The organism is Micromonospora sp. NPDC023869 (genome assembly GCF_055559695.1).
In genome coordinates, this window is sequence record NZ_JBVHKD010000005.1 from 365,233 (window position 1) to 381,309 (window position 16,077).

The window sequence follows — 16,077 nt, forward strand, 5'->3', positions numbered from 1 at the left end:
TTCTAGTACAATCTCTTGTTTGTGTCAGCACGCTATCAGGTGACCGGTGCGACGGCCGCCGAGATCTCGGCCAGCATCGAATCGGGCATCCGCCATGCCGCCCTCGTCCCCGGCGATTCGCTGCCGCCGGTCCGCACGCTCGCCGCCGACCTGGCGGTCAGCCCGGCCACTGTCTCCCGCGCCTACGCCGACCTGCGCCGACGCGGCCTGGTCGCCACCGCCGGCCGACACGGCACCCGGGTACGCCCCCGCCCGCCGGTGGCCGCCCGCCGCGCCGCGCTGCGTCCACCTCCCGCCCCCGGGCTGCGCGACCTGTCCGCCGGGCAGCCCGACACCCGGCTGCTGCCCCCGCTCGGCCCGCACCTGGCCCGGCTGGCCGAATCCGCCGGTACGCCGGTCGGCTACCCCGACGTCGGCGTGCTGCCGGAGGTCGCCGAGGCGGCCCGGGCGCGACTCGTCGCCGACGGGGTCCCCCCGGCCGAGGTGACCCTCACCGGCGGCGCACTGGACGGCATCGAGCGCCTGCTCGGCGCGCACCTGCGCCCCGGAGACGCGGTGGCCGTGGAGGACCCGGGCTGGGCCAGCCTGCTCGACCTGATCGCCGCGCTGGGGATGCGGCCGATCGGCGTACCGGTCGACGACGACGGGCCGATGGTCGCCGGGGTGGCCGCCGCGCTCGCCGCCGGAGCGCGGGCGCTGGTGGTGACCAGCCGGGCGCAGAACCCCACCGGCGCGGCCGTCTCCGCCGACCGGGTCGCCGCGCTGCGCGCCCTGCTCGCCGAGTACGCCGATCTGCTGCTGATCGAGGACGACCACGCCGCCGAACTGGCCCGGGTGCCGCTGCACCCGCTGGCCGGCGCGACCGGAAGTTGGGCGTTCCTCCGCTCGGTGAGCAAACCGTTCGGTCCCGACCTGCGGCTGGCCGTGCTGGCCGCGGACGAGACCACGGTGGCCCGGGTCGCCGGGCGGGCCCGGGTCGGCGCCGGCTGGGTCTCCACCGTGCTGCAACGACTGGTGCTCTCGCTCTGGCACGACCCGGCGGTGACCGCCTCGGTCGCGCGGGCCGCCGACAGCTACGAACGGCGGCGCGACGGGCTGATCGCCGCCCTCGCCGCCCGGGGCCTGCCCGCCCACGGACGTAGCGGCATCAACGTGTGGCTACCGGTGGCCGACGAGACCCTCGCCGCGACCCTTCTGCGGGACGCCGGCTGGCTGGCCGCCCCGGGCGCGCTCTACCGCATCGCCGGCCCGCCCGCGCTGCGGATCACCGTCAGCCCGCTGGACGAGGAGGACCTGCCGGCACTGGCCGACGCACTGGCCCGCGCCGCCCGCCCCGCCCCACCCGCCGGTTTCAGCGCCTGACCGATGTGCCCGGGACCTGCCCGTACGGTCGAACTGCCGGCCTCGTTCGCGTGGCCCGCGCCACACCGGGTAGAACAGTCGACATGTCCGACACCGACACCGCGCCCGGCGCTCAACGGTTCATCCCGCCGCAGGCCGACACGCTCGACGACCTGCGCGCCGCCGCGGCCGGCTGCCGGGGGTGCGAGCTGTACCGGGACGCCTCGCAGACCGTCTTCGGTCGGGGCGACGCCGGAGCCCGGGTGGTCTTCGTCGGCGAGCAGCCCGGCGACCTGGAGGACCAGAAGGGGCTGCCGTTCGTCGGTCCGGCAGGTCGGCTGCTCCGCAGGGCGGTCGACGACGCGGGGCTGGACCCTCGGCAGATCTATCTCACCAACGCGGTGAAGCACTTCCGCTTCGAGCTGCGCGGCAAGCGGCGCATCCACCAGACGCCGGACCGGGTGCACATCACCGCCTGTCGGCCCTGGCTGGTCGCCGAGTTCGCCCGGCTGCACCCGGAGATCGTGGTGGTGCTCGGGGCGACGGCCGCGAAGGCGCTGCTCGGCCCGACGTTCCGGGTCACCCGCCAGCGTGGCGAACTGCTGCCCTGGCCGGCCGCCGCCCAGCACCCCGAGGACTTCCAGCGGGTCCCGGTGGACAGCGTCGGGCACACCGCCGACGCTCCCGCCGCCCGGCTGCTGGCCACCATCCACCCGTCGGCGGTGCTGCGCGCCGACAACCAGGACGTCGCCTACGACGGCCTCGTCGCCGACCTGAAGGTGGCGGCCCGCGCACTCACCCGGTGACCGTCCGGCGGTGCCACACTTGCCGCCATGCGTCAGCATCTCTACGAACGCGACCACGACGAGTTCCGTGAGCTGTGTCGGGCCTTCCTGGCCCGGGAGGCGGTGCCGCACCACGACCGGTGGGAGGCGAACGGGATCGTCGACCGGGAGGTCTGGCGCAAGGCCGGAGCGGCCGGGCTGCTGGGCACCGACGTGGACGAGGCGTACGGCGGTGGCGGCCAACGCGACTTCCGGTACAACGCGGTCCTGGTCGAGGAGATCGTCGCCGCCGGGTGTTCCGGGCTCGGCTTCGGCCTGCACAACGACGTGGTGGCGCCGTACCTCAGCGAGTTGACCAGCGACGAGCAGCGGCAGCGCTGGCTGCCCCGGTTCTGCTCCGGCGACCTGGTCACCGCCATCGCGATGAGCGAGCCGGGCGCCGGGTCCGACCTGGCCGGCGTCCGCACCACGGCGGTACGCGACGGCGACTCGTACGTGCTCGACGGACAGAAGACGTTCATCACCAACGGCGAACTGGCCGACCTGGTGATCGTGGTGGCCCGGACGGCCGACGAGGGCGCGCACGGGCTGAGCCTGCTCGTGGTGGAGGCCGGTACCCCCGGCTTCTCCCGGGGTCGCCGGCTGGCCAAGGTCGGTCTCAAGGCCAACGACACCGCCGAGCTGTTCTTCGACGCCTGTCGGGTGCCGGTGGCGAACCTGATCGGCAGCGAGAACCAGGGCTTCTACCACCTGATGGCCAACCTGCCCCGGGAGCGGCTGAGCATCGCGGTCGCCGCGGTCGCCGCCGCCGAACGGCTGCTCGCGATCACGCTCGACCACGCCCGCACCCGGGAGGCGTTCGGCCGTCCGATCGGGCGGTTCCAGCACAACCGGTTCGTCCTGGCAGAGCTGGACACCGAGGTCACCATCGCGCGGACCTTCGTCAACCACTGCGTCGCCGAGTTCGGTGCCGGCCGACTGACGGTGGCCGACGCGGCGAAGGCCAAGTGGTGGACCACCGAGTTGCAGAACAGGGTCGCGGACCGGTGCGTGCAACTACACGGCGGCTACGGCTTCATGCTGGAGTACCCGGTGGCCCGGGCCTGGCTGGACAGCCGGGTGCAGACCATCTACGGCGGCACCACCGAGATCATGAAGGAGATCATCGGGCGTGAGCTGGGGCTGTGACGACGCCCGGGCGATCGCCGTCGTAGGGTGCGTCAGGATCGGCACCCCTCACCGAGGAGCGGTTCGTTGGCCACCGACCTGAGCACACCGGCGACGGCCCCCGTCGACGTCGCGTCGCTCCAGCGGCGCACCCTGCGCCTGCTCTGCAGCACCCAGGTGCTCGGCGGGATCGGGGTGACCATCGGCTTCGCCGTCGGGGCGCTGCTCGTCGCCGAGATCGCCGGCACCGCCGCGGCCGGTCTGGCGCAGAGCGCCGCCGTGGTCGGCGGTGCGCTGCTGGCCGTACCGATCACCCGGATCATCACCGGGCACGGCCGTCGGCCGGGCCTGGCCGTCGCGTACGGCGTCGGCGCGCTGGGCGGGACGCTGATCGTGGTGGCCGCGGCGACCCGGTGGATCCCGCTGCTCTTCCTCGGCATGCTGCTGTTCGGCGGCGGGTCCGCGGCCAACCTCCAGGCCCGTTACGCCGCCGTCGACCTGGCCGCGCCGGCTCGCCGCGCCCGGCACCTGTCCCTGGTCGTCTGGGCCACCACCGTCGGCGCGGTGGCCGCCCCGAACTTCGCCGCGCTGGCCGACCGCGTCACCGGTGGCTGGGGGCTGCCCGCGCTGTCCGGCCCGTTCGCGTTCAGCGCCGTCGCGTTCGTGCTCGCCGCCGGCGTACTCCTGGTGCGGTTGCGGCCCGACCCGCTGCTCACCGCGCGCCGTCTCGCGGCGGCCGTCCCCGACGGTCCCGGTGAGGTCGGTCCCGAGGCGGCCGGTGCGCGGTCCACCCCCGCGCCGCCGCCAGGTGACCCGGTGACGGCCGAGCCCGTGCCCGTGCCGGCGCCGTCGGCCCGGCGCGGCGCGGGGATGCGCGCCGCCTGGTCGGTGGTACGCGCACGCCCGGCCGCCCGACTCGGCGTGGCCGCCGTGGCCGTCGGCCACCTGGTGATGGTGGCCGTGATGGCGATGACCCCGGTGCACCTGCGCGAGTTCCACCCGGTGGACGAGGTGCTGCCGGTGGTGGGGCTGGTGCTGAGCCTGCACATCGCCGGCATGTACGCGCTCGCGCCGGTGGTCGGCTGGCTCGCCGACCGGCTCGGCCGCCGCGTGGTGATCCTCGGCGGGGTCGGCACGCTGCTGGCCGCCTGCGCGGTCGCCGGCACCGCCGGGCACCACACCCCCCGACTGGTCGTCGGACTGGTGCTGCTCGGGCTCGGCTGGTCGGCGACCATGGTGGCCGGCTCCACGCTGCTGTCGGAGTCCGTGCCGGACGCGGTACGCCCCAGCGCCCAGGGCCTGTCCGACCTGCTCATGGGGCTGGCCGGTGCGCTGGCCGGCGCGGTCAGCGGGTTTGTCGTGCAGGTGTCGGGATATCCCGTGCTGACCCTGCTGGCGGCGGTCGCGGTGGCCCCCCTGCTGGCGCTAGCGTTGCGTCCGGTGCCGGTGGGCGCACCGGACGAGGAGGACTGATCGACGTGCGGCTGACCGACTTCTGGACGCGGCTGGAGGAGGCGTTCGGCCCCGGGTACGCGGCCAGCATCGCCCGTGACCAGGTGCTGGCGCAGCTCGACGGGCGGACCATCGAGCAGGCGCTCGCGGCCGGAGCCCAGACGCACGTGGTGTGGCGTGCGGTGGTCGCCGCCTACCCCGACCGGGTGCCCGCCCGGCTACGCTGAGCAGCCGATTCGTTACTTCCGCGTGTCCCTTGCCGACTCGTACACCTGTTCGGCTATTGTCCACAGCGGGGTGCTCGTCCACAGATCACGGCCCGTCGGCTGGTTTTCTGTCGGACCCAGCGCCTAGCGTGTCCCGCGTGACGCGAAGCTCAGGAAAGACGCCGGCGAAGGCAGGGGTGGCAACGATGGCGGCAGGGCCGGACCGGGAGAAGGCACTCGACCTTGCTCTCGCTCAGATCGATAAACAGTTCGGCAAGGGCTCGGTGATGCGGCTGGGGGAGCGGCCGGTCATCCAGACCGCGGTGATCCCCACCAGCTCCATCGCCCTCGACGTCGCGCTCGGTGTCGGCGGTCTGCCCCGAGGCCGGGTCGTTGAGATCTACGGTCCGGAGAGCAGCGGTAAGTGCCTGACCGCTGACACGCACCTCTGGACGGACATGGGCCTCGAGACCGTCGAGGAACTCTTCGCGCGATGCGGTCAGCCGACGAGTTGCACCAGTCGAGTCACCGACATCCGGGAACTCGGCGTGAGAATGGTCAACGAGCGTGGTGAGCTCGAACCTGTCGCGGCGTTGACGCACAACAACCGTAAGCCGGTGATCAAGCTCAGGCTGCGATCTGGGCGGACCGTGACCGCGACGAAGAATCATCCGCTACGGGTGGTCACCGAGCGCGGATTCATCGCATGGCGGACGGTCGGGAGCATTCGGCCGGGCGACTACCTCGTGTCGGCCGCCTTCGGCGCATCAGAGGCTGCTCACGGCGAGGGCCTTTCCGAGGATGAGGCCGTGCTCCTAGGTTATCTCGTCGCTGAGGGCTCATTGGGTTATCAGCACAGCGTCCGGTTCACCAACTGGGATCCTGAGGTGAGCGGTGAGTACTCCCGCCTCATGGAGCAGACTTTCGGTGTCGACGTCCGCAACTACGACAACAAGGAGTTCGTCGTCTCGGGCGGGGCGTTCCGCAAGCGCCTTTCCGAGGAGTACGGCCTCGACTACGTGACCGCGCACGGCAAGAGTGTCCCCTACCGGGTGCGGACCGCTGGCCACAAGGCGCAGCGCTCGTTCCTGTCGGCGCTGTTCGAGGGCGACGGATGGATCGACGAGAGCTCCACGATCGGGCTCGGTACCGCATCCGAGCAACTGGCCCGTGAGGTTCAGTTGCTGCTCTACGGGCTCAACATCCCGAACACCGTCTCCGCCAAGTGGAACGAGAAGTATCAGCGCGACTACTGGACCGTGACGGTCAACCCCTCGGTCGCGCACCGGTTCGTTGACGAGGTCGGGTTCCGATCCGCCCGACGCCGCGCGCAGGTCGAGCGCTGCTTCCGGGTTAGCACACGTGACGCCCAGTTCGAGAACATCCCGCATCTCAAGGGGCTCATCCAGGATCTTCGCGACGACTGCGGAGGTGACCGGGCGTTCGACCGGGCCGCCGGAGACCTCTTCCGCGCGGACGTCGATCTGGCCTGCTCCCGCAGCCGCCTGATGAAGATCGTGGAGTGGGCTGACCGGCGCGCGGACCGACTGTCGGCGTCGGGCCAGGCGATTCTGGCGCACCTCAGGCACCTGACGACCTCCGCCTACACCTATGAGAAGGTCGTCGAAGCTATCGATGCGGGCACCCAGCCCACGTTCGATGTGATGCTCCCGGGAACGCACAGTTTCCTGGCGAACGGGGTACTCTCCCACAACACCACGGTCGCCCTGCACGCGGTGGCCAACGCCCAGCGGGCCGGCGGCATCGCCGCGTTCATCGACGCCGAGCACGCGCTCGACCCGGAGTACGCCAAGGCCCTCGGTGTCGACACCGACGCCCTGCTGGTCTCCCAGCCGGACACCGGCGAGCAGGCGCTGGAGATCGCGGACATGCTGGTCCGCTCCGGCGCCATCGACATCATCGTGATCGACTCGGTCGCCGCGCTGGTGCCGCGCGCCGAGATCGAGGGCGAGATGGGCGACAGCCACGTGGGTCTGCAGGCCCGGCTGATGAGCCAGGCGCTGCGGAAGATCACCGGTGTGCTCAACAACACCGGCACCACCGCGATCTTCATCAACCAGCTCCGCGAGAAGATCGGGGTCATGTTTGGATCTCCCGAGACGACGACGGGTGGCCGGGCGCTGAAGTTCTACGCCTCGGTCCGGCTCGACGTGCGCCGCATCGAGAGCCTCAAGGACGGCACCGACGTGGTCGGTAACCGCACCCGGGTCAAGGTCGTGAAGAACAAGGTGGCCGCGCCGTTCAAGCAGGCCGAGTTCGACATCATGTACGGCAAGGGCATCTCCCGCGAGGGATCGCTGATCGACGTCGGCGTCGAGCAGGCGATCATCCGCAAGTCCGGCGCCTGGTACACGTACGACGGTGACCAGCTCGGCCAGGGCAAGGAGAAGGCCCGCGAGTTCCTCCGGGAGAACCCGGACGTGGCCGCCGAGATCGAGAAGAAGATCCTGGAGAAGCTCGGCGTCGGGGCCGGCGCGGGCGATGCCGCCGGTGGCCCGGAGCTGCCGCCGGTCGACTTCTGATCTGACTCATGGCAGGACGACGCGCGCGTACGGGGCGAGGCTGGGATGCCAGTCCGCCCCGTACGGCCGATGGCACCCCTCGCCCCCGCCGAGGTCGCCGCGCCGCCGGTGACGAGTCCGGCCCGACCGCCGGTCCGCTCGACGACGAGACGGGCTCCGGCACGCCGTCGGGCGACGAAACGGCGGGTGGCCGAGGAACGACCCCACCCCGCGACGAGTCCGAGGTGGCTCGGGAGATCTGCCTGCGGCAGCTCGCGGTGCGCCCGCGCACCCGTGCCGAGCTGGCCACCGCGCTCGCCCGACGGGGCATCTCCGAGGAGACCGCCGTCGGAGTCCTCGACCGGTACGACGAGGTCGGCATCATCGACGACGCCGCGTTCGCCCGGGCCTGGGTGAGCAGCCGGCACGCCGGCCGTGGGTTGGCCCGCCGGGCGCTCGCCAACGAGCTGCGTCGACGCGGCGTGGACGGCGACACCGCCAGCGAGGCGCTCGACGAGTTGGACGAGACCACCGAGGCGGAGACCGCGCGGGCTCTGGTCGAGCGGAAGCTGCGCACGGCCCGGGGCGAGCCGGACGCGGTGTTCCGACGGCTGGTCGGCATGTTGGCCCGCAAGGGCTATCCACCGGGTGTGGCGATCCGGGCGGTGAAGGACGCCCTGGCGGCGCAGAGTGCCGAGGCGGCCGAGTTCGCCGAGCGGCTCGACGCGGACGCCCTGATCGACGCCGAGGGGGACGCGGCGGGCGGTCCGGGCGACTGACCGCAGGTTCGGCCGGTCATCGGCGGCGTTTGTCCGTTGAAGTCCGACTCTTCCGTGGCTCAGGGTGACTGTGCAACTTCTCTCCGTCCGGGTGGTTTGATCATGACTTCTTGACCGGACGGCGTTGGAGTCCTAGCCTCGCCATAAAGGCTCACATTGCCCGACCGGCGCAGGCTAAGCGCACAACATAGATCTCGTAACAGAACAGCATCACTTTGGCCGGTATCACCGGCTGCATACGTCGACTGCGGACAGGCCGGTCCGGGTCGACGGGACAACTGCACCCGGCCCGCCGACGGTCCCAGCGACCGTCGGCGGAGGAAGCCATCCCACGGCCATGCGCTCCGGTCGGGCGTCCAGAGCCGTAGGAGCGTGCCCACCGGCATGCTGCTGCGGCGCGACGTTCAGGGGAGGCGCGCCATGTCGAGGCGGTATGGGTCCATCGGGTGGCCGGCATGAGCGGGGGAACGGGCGCACCCGCCGAGGCGGGTGCGGGGGCCACCGACGACGGTGAGCAGAGTTCGGGGTCGTCAGGAGAGCAGCCGACGTGCCGCATCGCGGCGACCGGTGACGCAGCCTGGGGGGCCGCCGGATGAGGGGCCTGGACGTGGTGCTCCTGGTCGCCGTCCTGCTGCTGACCGTGGTGGTGCTCGGCGCGGCCTTCCTCGGGCTGCGGGTGCTGCGCGGCATGCAGTCACGTCCGGCACCGGAGGATCCCGCGTACATCGCGGAGAAGGACCGTCGGGAGCAGTCGCTGGCGGCGTTGCGGACCGCCGCCGACGAGGTGAACAGCACCATCGACGTGGCCAAGTCGGCGGCGTCCGCGGCGCGCGCCGAGGCGGCGGGGGCCAAGGCGGAGGCGAAGTCGGCCCGGGCGGAAGCCCGCCGGGTGCTCGACGACGCCCGCGCCGAGGCGGACGCCGTCCTGGAACGGGCGCACAAGCAGGCCGAGGCGGACGCCGAGCAGTTGCGCACGGCGGCCCGGCGCAGCGGTGAGCGGGAGGTGGCGGTGCTCGCCGCGACCACCCGGGAACAGGCCGCCGAGGTCGAGCGGCGGGCCACCCGGATGGACGAGCGGGAGCGGCTGCACACCGAGGAGGTGGAACGGCTCGCCGAGCGGGAGCGCCAGCTCACCGCCGCGAATGCGGCGTTGGCGACCCGGGAGGCGGCGCTGGCCGCCCGGGAGGCGGAACTGGCCGAGGCGGAGAAGCAGCGGCGGCGGGAGTTGGAGCGGGTGGCCGGACTGACCGCCGACGCGGCCCGGACCGAGCTGGTCGAGGCGATCGAGACCCAGGCCAAGCGGGAGGCCGCGCTGCTGGTGCGGGACATCGAGTCCGACGCCCGGTCCACGGCCGAGCAGCGGGCCCGGCACATCGTGGTCGACGCGATCCAACGGGTGGCCAGCGAACAGACCGCGGAGAGCGTGGTCAGCGTGCTGCACCTGCCGGGCGACGAGATGAAGGGTCGGATCATCGGTCGGGAGGGCCGCAACATCCGGGCCTTCGAGTCGGTCACCGGCGTCAACCTGATCATCGACGACACCCCCGAGGCGGTGCTGCTGTCCTGCTTCGATCCGGTACGCCGGGAGGTGGGCCGGCTGACGCTGGAGAAGCTGGTGCTCGACGGCCGGATCCACCCGCACCGGATCGAGGAGGTGCACGACCTGGCCCGCCAGGAGGTGGACCAGCTCTGCCGGCGGGCCGCCGAGGACGCCCTGGTCGAGGTCGGGATCACCGAGATCCACGACGAGCTGGTCACGCTGCTCGGACGGCTGCGCTACCGCACCTCGTACGGGCAGAACGTGCTCAAGCACCTGGTGGAGACCGCGCACATCGCCGGGGTGATGGCCGCCGAGCTGCGTCTGGACGTGCCGCTGATCAAGCGTTCGGCGTTCCTGCACGACATCGGCAAGGCGCTCACCCACGAGGTGGAGGGCAGCCACGCCATCATCGGCGCCGACGTGGCCCGCAAGTACGGCGAGAGCGAGGACGTGGTGCACGCCATCGAGGCGCACCACAATGAGGTGCCGCCGCAGACCGTCGAGGCGGTGCTCACCCAGGCCTCCGACGCCTGTTCCGGGGGACGGCCGGGGGCCCGGCGGGAGAGCCTGGAGGCGTACGTGAAGCGGCTGGAGCGGATCGAGGAGATCGCGGCCGGCAAGCACGGCGTGGAGAAGGTCTTCGCGATGCAGGCGGGCCGCGAGATCCGGGTGATGGTCAAGCCCGACGACGTGGACGACATCGGCGCGGCGGTGCTGGCCCGTGACGTGGCCAAGCAGGTCGAGGAGGAGTTGACCTACCCGGGGCAGATCCGGGTGACGGTGGTACGCGAGTCCCGGGTCACCGAGATCGCCCGCTGACGCCGATGGCCGGTCGGTGGCTTCTCGCCTCCGACCGGCCATCCGGTTGGGGTGGTGCTTCCTGATCGGGGTCAGGTGGCCGTGCCGGCGACCGCCACGTCCTGGCCGAGGCCCGGCTCGGCGCGGTTCGGGGTCGCGTCGTCCTTCGGCTTGTTCTTGATCGCCCGACGGCCCTGGGCGAGACGCCGCTGGGCGTACTCGGCGAGCTTCGACAGCAGGTAGTTGACGGCGATGTAGATGACGCCGACGACGAAGTACACCTGGATCGGGTTGTCCAGCACCTGGATGATGAAGCTGCTCTTCCGGAGCACCTCCTCGTAGCTGATGATGAAGCCCAGCGAGGTGTCCTTGAAGACCACGACGAGCTGGCTGATCAGCGCCGGGAGCATGATCCGGAACGCCTGCGGCAGCAGGATCATCCGGGTCGCCTGGAACGAGGTCAGACCGATCGCGTCGGCCGCCTCGCGCTGGCCGCCGGGCAGGCCCTCCATGCCGGAGCGGAGGATCTCACCGATGACCACACCGTTGTAGATGGTCAGGCCGATCACCAGGTACCACAGGATGCTGCCCAGGTCCACGCCGAGCACCGGCAGGCCGCTGGCGCAGAAGAAGATCGTGATGACGACCGGCAGTCCCCGGAACACCTCGACGAAGAACTTGGTCACGCCGTTGAGCACCCAGCTCAGCCCGCGTACGGCCAGGGCCACCGGCGGCGCCAGGGTGGTGAAGCGGCGGCGCATCAGCGCCTTGAGCTGCACCCGCAGGATGGCGAGCAGGGTGCCGAAGACCAGCGAGCTGACGATGGCGAGCGCGGCGGCGATCAGGGTCGCCCGGAAGCCCTGGCCGAGCTGGGTCCACACCTGACCGAAGACCTCGTTGCTCGGGTCGATCAGCGGTCCCCACTTCTCCATCGCGAACTGCTCGCGCTCGTCGAGCGGCCGGTAGACGAGGAAGTAGGCACCGGCGACGGCCGCGACGGCGGCGAGCACGCTGGAGATGATGGTGACCCGGCGGGCGCGGGGACCCGGAGCGTCGTAGAGGACGGACATCGTCTGGTTGCTCATCGGGCCACCGCCTGCCGGCGCTCGATCCGGTCCAGCATCAGGCCGAGGGGGACCGTGAGGATCAGGTAGCCCAGGCTGATGCCGATGAAGACGGGGATGATCGGCAGGCCGCCCACGCTCGTGAGCGCCTGGCCGCTGGCGGAGAGGTCTCCGGCGACGCCGAAGAAGCCGGCCAGCGCCGAATTCTTGATCATGGCGATCAGCACGCTGCCGAGCGGCACGATCGCTCCTTTCCATGCCTGGGGCAGGACGACGAAGCGCAGGTTCTGCGTGAAGGTCAGTCCGATGGCCCGAGCCGCCTCGGCCTGGCCGCTCGACACACCGTTGACACCGCTGCGGACCGCCTCGGCCACGAAGGCGGCCGTGTAGACGCTCAGCGCGATGAACGCGAACCGGAAGTACGGGAGATCGGTGCCCATGCGCTGGAAGATCGAGTCCAGCCCCGGGATCCGGAGGAAGTCGGCGTTGGACCCGAGTGCCGGGAGACCGAACGCGGCGAAGAACATGACGATCGTGAGTGGACAGTTGCGCAGCACCGTGACATACGTTCCGCCGAGCCATCGCAGTGGAGGCACCGGCGAGATCCGCATGACGGCCACGAGGACGCCGAGGATCAACGCCCCCGTGGCCGACAGGATGCAGAGCTGAAGAGTGACAAAGAATCCACTGCGAAAGACGTCGAAGTTGTCGACGAGGACGTTCACGAAATCACCCTTCAGCTAAGGGATCAGTAGCGGTTGACGGTCGGGATCTTCGGGTCGGCCGAGTCGACCTTGCCCGCGGTGTTCTTCCAGGCCTCCAGGTAACGGCCGTCGGTGAAGGACGCCTCGAGGGTGTCGTTCAGGAAGGTGCGGAAGTCGTTGTCGCCCTTCTTGAGGCCGATGCCGTACGGCTCCTCGGTGAAGGTCTCACCGGCGAGCTTGAACTGGCCCTCGTTCTGCGACATGTAGCCGGTCAGGATCACGTTGTCCGTGGTGATCGCGTCCACCTGGCCGCCCTTGAGGGCGTCGAGGCACTTGGTGTACACGTCGAAGACGACGAGCTGCTCGGCGACGTTGCTCAGGTACGGCTCGATGTTCTTGGCCGGGGTCGAACCCTGCACCGAGCAGACCTTCTTGGTGGTGGTCTTGAACGAGTCGGGGCCGGTGATCTCGCTCTCGTCGGCCCGGACCAGGATCGTCTGGCCGGCGATGTAGTACGGCCCGGCGAAGTCGATCCGCTCCTTGCGGGTGTCGTTGATCGTGTAGGTCGCGATCACCAGGTCGACCGCCGACTCCTCGATCCGCTGCTCGCGGACCGCGGACGGGGTCTCGACCCACTCGATCTTGCTCTCCGGGATGCCCAGTTCGGCGGCGATGACCTTGCCGATCTCGACGTCGAAGCCCTGCGGGTCGCCGTCGAGGCCCTTGAGGCCGAACAGCGGCTGGTCGAACTTGGTGCCGATCTTGATGGACTGGGCCTTGTTGAGGCGCTCCATCGTGCTGCCGGCGGCGAAGTCCTTGGTCTCGCCGGTGGCGGCCTCGTCAGCGTCGTCCCCGCCACAGGCGGTCATGCCGAGGGCGAGGGTGGCTGCCGCGGCAAACGCCGCTATGCGCTTAATACGCATTTTTCATCTCCTTCTTCGACAAAGCTCCGCCGCCGGGGGGACGACGTGCTCTTATTCGGTCGGACTAGTGAGTGAGGATCTTGGAGAGGAAGTCCTTGGCCCGGTCGGTCTTCGGGCTGGCGAAGAACTCGTTCGGGGTGGACTCCTCGACGAGCTTGCCGTCGGCCATGAAGATGACCCGGTTGGCGGCGTGCCGCGCGAAGCCCATCTCGTGGGTGACCACGACCATGGTCATGCCGTCGCGGGCCAGCGAGGTCATCACGTCCAGCACCTCGCCGACCATCTCCGGGTCGAGTGCGCTGGTGGGCTCGTCGAAGAGCATCGCCTTGGGCTGCATGGCCAGCGCGCGGGCGATCGCGACGCGCTGCTGCTGACCGCCGGAGAGCTGGGCCGGGTACTTGTCGGCCTGGTTCGCGATGCCCACCCGGTCGAGCAGGGCCAGACCCCGCTCGCGGGCCACCGCCGGCTTCTCCTTGCGCACCTTGACCGGGCCGAGAGTGACGTTCTCGAGGATCGTCTTGTGCGCGAAGAGGTTGAAGGACTGGAACACCATCCCGACCTCGCTGCGCAGCTTCGCCAGGGCCTTGCCCTCGGCCGGCAGCGTCTGGCCGTCGAACGTGATGGTGCCGGAGTTGATCGGCTCAAGTCGGTTGATCGTGCGGCACAGGGTCGACTTGCCGGAGCCGGACGGGCCGATCACCACGACCACCTCACCCCGGTTCACCGACACCGAGACGTCGTCCAGTACATGCAACGGCCCGAACCACTTGTTGACCGAGTCCAGCACGATGAGCGGTTCGCCCGTCGTCACGTCGTCCACCGTCCCCCTCATTGCTTTGAGGGCCGGATGACCCTCGGTTAGCGGCCACTGTAGGCGGGGCGACATGTCGGTAGACAACTCAGTTGGTCACGGAGCGGTAACACCGACCCGGATCCTGACCTGAAGTCCGAAATTGCCGGTCAGCGGTGGTGCTCACGCGCAGTGACGGAGATCATGTGCTCATGGCTGAACGAGTACGGCTGACGAGGTACGCCCGCGGCGGCGGATGTGCGTGCAAGATCCCGCCCGGCGAGCTGGAGGCGATGGTGGCCGGGCTCGGTCCCGTAGCCGGCGCGGCCGACCTGCTGGTCGGGCTCGATCACGGCGACGACGCCGCAGTGGTCCGGCTGGACGAGCGGACCGGTGTGGTGACCACCGCCGACTTCTTCACCCCGGTGGTGGACGACGCGTACGACTGGGGACGGATCGCCGCCACCAACGCGCTCTCCGACGTGTACGCGATGGGCGGCACCCCGTTGGTGGCACTCAACCTGCTCTGCTGGCCCCGTGACGTCCTGCCGCTGGATCTGGCCCGTGAGGTGCTGCGCGGCGGCCGGGACGTGGCCCAGGAGGCCGGCTGTCACCTGGCCGGCGGCCACAGCGTCGACGACGACGGCCCCAAGTACGGGCTGGCCGTCACCGGTCTGGTCCGGCCGGAGGAACTGATCACCCTCGACGGCGGGCGGGCCGGGCTGCCGCTCTCGCTGACCAAACCGCTCGGCGTCGGCGTGCTCAACACCCGGCACAAGAACACCGGGGAGAGCTTCCCCGAGGCGGTCGCCGCGATGACCACCCTCAACCGGGACGCGGCCCGGGCGGCGGTGGCGGCCGGGGTGCGCTGCGGCACCGACGTGACCGGATTCGGTCTGCTCGGCCACGCGTCGAAACTGGCCCGGGCCAGCGAACTGACCGTGGTGATCGACACCGCCCGGGTGCCCTATCTGACCGGTGCCGCCGAGGCGGTGCGCGACGGGTACGTCAGCGGCGGCTCCCGCCGCAACCTCGAATGGGTGACCCCGTGGACCGACTTCGGCGCGGTCGGTGAGGCCGAGCGACTGCTGTTGGCCGACGCGCAGACCTCGGGCGGTCTGCTGGTGGCCGGCGAGGTGCCGGGCGCCCCGGTGATCGGCGAGCTGCGGCCGCGCAGCGAGCATCGGATCGTCCTGCGCTGACGGTGGGCCGAGGCCCAGAGTCCTGGGCTGATCCGCGCCGAGCACCGGGTGTGCCGGCCCGGCGAGCCGCTGCGTGGGAGCGCGGACCATACCCGATAAACTGTCACCTTCCCGCTACCCGAAGTGATCCGGCGACGGGAAATTCTGCCCAGAATGGTCACAGACCGGTAACTTGCCCCCGCCTTGGGGCAAATGCCCCCCACCATCGTCAGTAAGGCCCGATCCGGAGGCCGGTGGAACGAGCACAGCGAGGAGGCGGCATGACCGAGCTGTGGAACTGGAGAATCGACCAGGTGCGACCGGCGGAGGTCTACCCGGCACTGGCCGAGGCACTCGGTCGGGTGGTGATGCCCCTGGCCGTGGCCGATCCGGCCCGGTTGCCAACGTACGCGGTGATCTGCGACGTGTGGCAGGCACCGGGGGAGTTCGCCACGATCGTGGACTGTTACGGCGTACCCGACGGTTTGCCCGAGCTGCCCAGCGTCGCGGCGCTGGCAAGGCTGCTCGACCGCAACTGCCTGCTGCGCGACGACACTCTCGACGAGACCCGGCACCTGCTGGTCGCACCCGACGGAAGTATCCGCCCGGTGCACTTCGACGTGCGGGAGACCGACGACGGAGAGGTGCTCAGCGAGCGTCGCCTCTGCACCGAGGCCGACGCGCGCTGCCGGGGCTGGTCCCGGTGCCGGGGCTCGCGGTGGACCCCGGACTCGGTGAACCCCGCCCTCGCCGCCGCCTGAGGTGTAAGGAAGGGCCCCCTGTTAACGCCTCGTGCATAGCACGGGCCCCCTCTTAACGGCACGA

Annotated in this window: 14 protein-coding genes and 1 pseudogene; 11 read left to right on the plus strand and 4 right to left on the minus strand. The window is 70.8% G+C overall.

Features of this window, described 5'->3' with window-relative positions; translation table 11 throughout:
- Positions 1–21: 21 nt before the first annotated feature.
- The 9 genes and pseudogenes from ACZ31C_RS17835 (at position 22) to rny (ending at position 10,611) form a co-directional block, all read left to right on the plus strand.
- The gene (locus ACZ31C_RS17835; protein ID WP_465796202.1) at positions 22–1,362 is read left to right on the plus strand and encodes an aminotransferase class I/II-fold pyridoxal phosphate-dependent enzyme; all 1,341 of its coding nucleotides are present in this window, start codon (positions 22–24) and stop codon (positions 1,360–1,362) included.
- An 83-nt stretch (positions 1,363–1,445) separates the two neighbouring features.
- Positions 1,446–2,147, plus strand: a complete 702-nt coding sequence (locus ACZ31C_RS17840) for a UdgX family uracil-DNA binding protein (RefSeq protein ID WP_465796203.1) — start codon at positions 1,446–1,448, stop codon at positions 2,145–2,147.
- 27 nt (positions 2,148–2,174) lie between these two features.
- A complete protein-coding gene (locus tag ACZ31C_RS17845) occupies positions 2,175–3,314 on the plus strand; it encodes an acyl-CoA dehydrogenase family protein (RefSeq protein ID WP_465796204.1) in 1,140 nt (379 codons plus the stop codon).
- Positions 3,315–3,380: 66 nt separating this feature from the next.
- A complete protein-coding gene (locus ACZ31C_RS17850; protein ID WP_465796205.1) occupies positions 3,381–4,766 on the plus strand; it encodes an MFS transporter in 1,386 nt (461 codons plus the stop codon).
- 5 nt (positions 4,767–4,771) lie between these two features.
- Positions 4,772–4,972 carry a DUF3046 domain-containing protein gene (locus ACZ31C_RS17855; RefSeq protein ID WP_131053787.1) on the plus strand — a complete coding sequence of 67 codons (201 nt, stop codon included), beginning with the start codon at positions 4,772–4,774 and terminating at the stop codon, positions 4,970–4,972.
- A gap of 185 nt (positions 4,973–5,157) precedes the next feature.
- A pseudogene (locus ACZ31C_RS17860) lies at positions 5,158–5,370 on the plus strand (recombinase RecA); the annotation flags it as partial.
- A gap of 9 nt (positions 5,371–5,379) precedes the next feature.
- Positions 5,380–7,494, plus strand: a complete 2,115-nt coding sequence (recA, locus tag ACZ31C_RS17865; protein ID WP_465796253.1) for a recombinase RecA — start codon at positions 5,380–5,382, stop codon at positions 7,492–7,494.
- Positions 7,495–7,502: 8 nt separating this feature from the next.
- The gene (locus ACZ31C_RS17870; protein WP_465796206.1) at positions 7,503–8,252 is read left to right on the plus strand and encodes a regulatory protein RecX; all 750 of its coding nucleotides are present in this window, start codon (positions 7,503–7,505) and stop codon (positions 8,250–8,252) included.
- A 592-nt stretch (positions 8,253–8,844) separates the two neighbouring features.
- Complete coding sequence (gene rny / locus ACZ31C_RS17875) at positions 8,845–10,611, plus strand: ribonuclease Y (RefSeq protein WP_465796207.1); 1,767 nt, start codon at positions 8,845–8,847, stop codon at positions 10,609–10,611.
- A 71-nt stretch (positions 10,612–10,682) separates the two neighbouring features.
- On the opposite strand, the gene ACZ31C_RS17880 is transcribed toward rny, so the two are convergent.
- The 4 genes from ACZ31C_RS17880 to ACZ31C_RS17895 all read right to left on the minus strand — a co-directional run bounded on the left by ACZ31C_RS17880 (position 10,683) and on the right by ACZ31C_RS17895 (position 14,113).
- Positions 10,683–11,675, minus strand: coding sequence for an amino acid ABC transporter permease (locus tag ACZ31C_RS17880; protein ID WP_465796208.1), 993 nt, complete (start codon positions 11,673–11,675; stop codon positions 10,683–10,685).
- Complete coding sequence (locus ACZ31C_RS17885) at positions 11,672–12,379, minus strand: amino acid ABC transporter permease (RefSeq protein ID WP_396745147.1); 708 nt, start codon at positions 12,377–12,379, stop codon at positions 11,672–11,674. The genes ACZ31C_RS17880 and ACZ31C_RS17885 overlap by 4 nt, the downstream gene beginning before the upstream one ends.
- Before the next feature lie 23 nt (positions 12,380–12,402).
- The gene (locus tag ACZ31C_RS17890; RefSeq protein ID WP_396745144.1) at positions 12,403–13,281 is read right to left on the minus strand and encodes a glutamate ABC transporter substrate-binding protein; all 879 of its coding nucleotides are present in this window, start codon (positions 13,279–13,281) and stop codon (positions 12,403–12,405) included.
- 64 nt (positions 13,282–13,345) lie between these two features.
- A complete protein-coding gene (locus tag ACZ31C_RS17895) occupies positions 13,346–14,113 on the minus strand; it encodes an amino acid ABC transporter ATP-binding protein (protein WP_396745141.1) in 768 nt (255 codons plus the stop codon).
- 170 nt (positions 14,114–14,283) lie between these two features.
- Here ACZ31C_RS17895 and selD point away from each other — a divergent pair, with 170 nt between their 5' ends.
- On the plus strand, positions 14,284–15,273 hold the full coding sequence (gene selD, locus ACZ31C_RS17900; protein WP_465796209.1) for a selenide, water dikinase SelD: 990 nt from the start codon (positions 14,284–14,286) through the stop codon (positions 15,271–15,273).
- A 260-nt stretch (positions 15,274–15,533) separates the two neighbouring features.
- Positions 15,534–16,013, plus strand: coding sequence for a hypothetical protein (locus tag ACZ31C_RS17905; protein ID WP_396745135.1), 480 nt, complete (start codon positions 15,534–15,536; stop codon positions 16,011–16,013).
- Positions 16,014–16,077: the final 64 nt, after the last annotated feature.

What these genes read in the sequence shown, in the direction of transcription:
- ACZ31C_RS17840 (WP_465796203.1), top strand. Translation starts at nt 1,446, where the DNA reads ATGTCCGACACCGACACCGCGCCCGGCGCTCAACGGTTCATCCCGCCG.
- ACZ31C_RS17845 (WP_465796204.1), top strand. Translation starts at nt 2,175, where the DNA reads ATGCGTCAGCATCTCTACGAACGCGACCACGACGAGTTCCGTGAGCTG.
- ACZ31C_RS17870 (WP_465796206.1), top strand. Translation starts at nt 7,503, where the DNA reads ATGGCAGGACGACGCGCGCGTACGGGGCGAGGCTGGGATGCCAGTCCG.
- rny (WP_465796207.1), top strand. Translation starts at nt 8,845, where the DNA reads ATGAGGGGCCTGGACGTGGTGCTCCTGGTCGCCGTCCTGCTGCTGACC.
- ACZ31C_RS17880 (WP_465796208.1), bottom strand. Translation starts at nt 11,675, where the DNA reads ATGAGCAACCAGACGATGTCCGTCCTCTACGACGCTCCGGGTCCCCGC.
- ACZ31C_RS17890 (WP_396745144.1), bottom strand. Translation starts at nt 13,281, where the DNA reads ATGCGTATTAAGCGCATAGCGGCGTTTGCCGCGGCAGCCACCCTCGCC.
- ACZ31C_RS17895 (WP_396745141.1), bottom strand. Translation starts at nt 14,113, where the DNA reads ATGAGGGGGACGGTGGACGACGTGACGACGGGCGAACCGCTCATCGTG.
- selD (WP_465796209.1), top strand. Translation starts at nt 14,284, where the DNA reads ATGGCTGAACGAGTACGGCTGACGAGGTACGCCCGCGGCGGCGGATGT.
- ACZ31C_RS17905 (WP_396745135.1), top strand. Translation starts at nt 15,534, where the DNA reads ATGACCGAGCTGTGGAACTGGAGAATCGACCAGGTGCGACCGGCGGAG.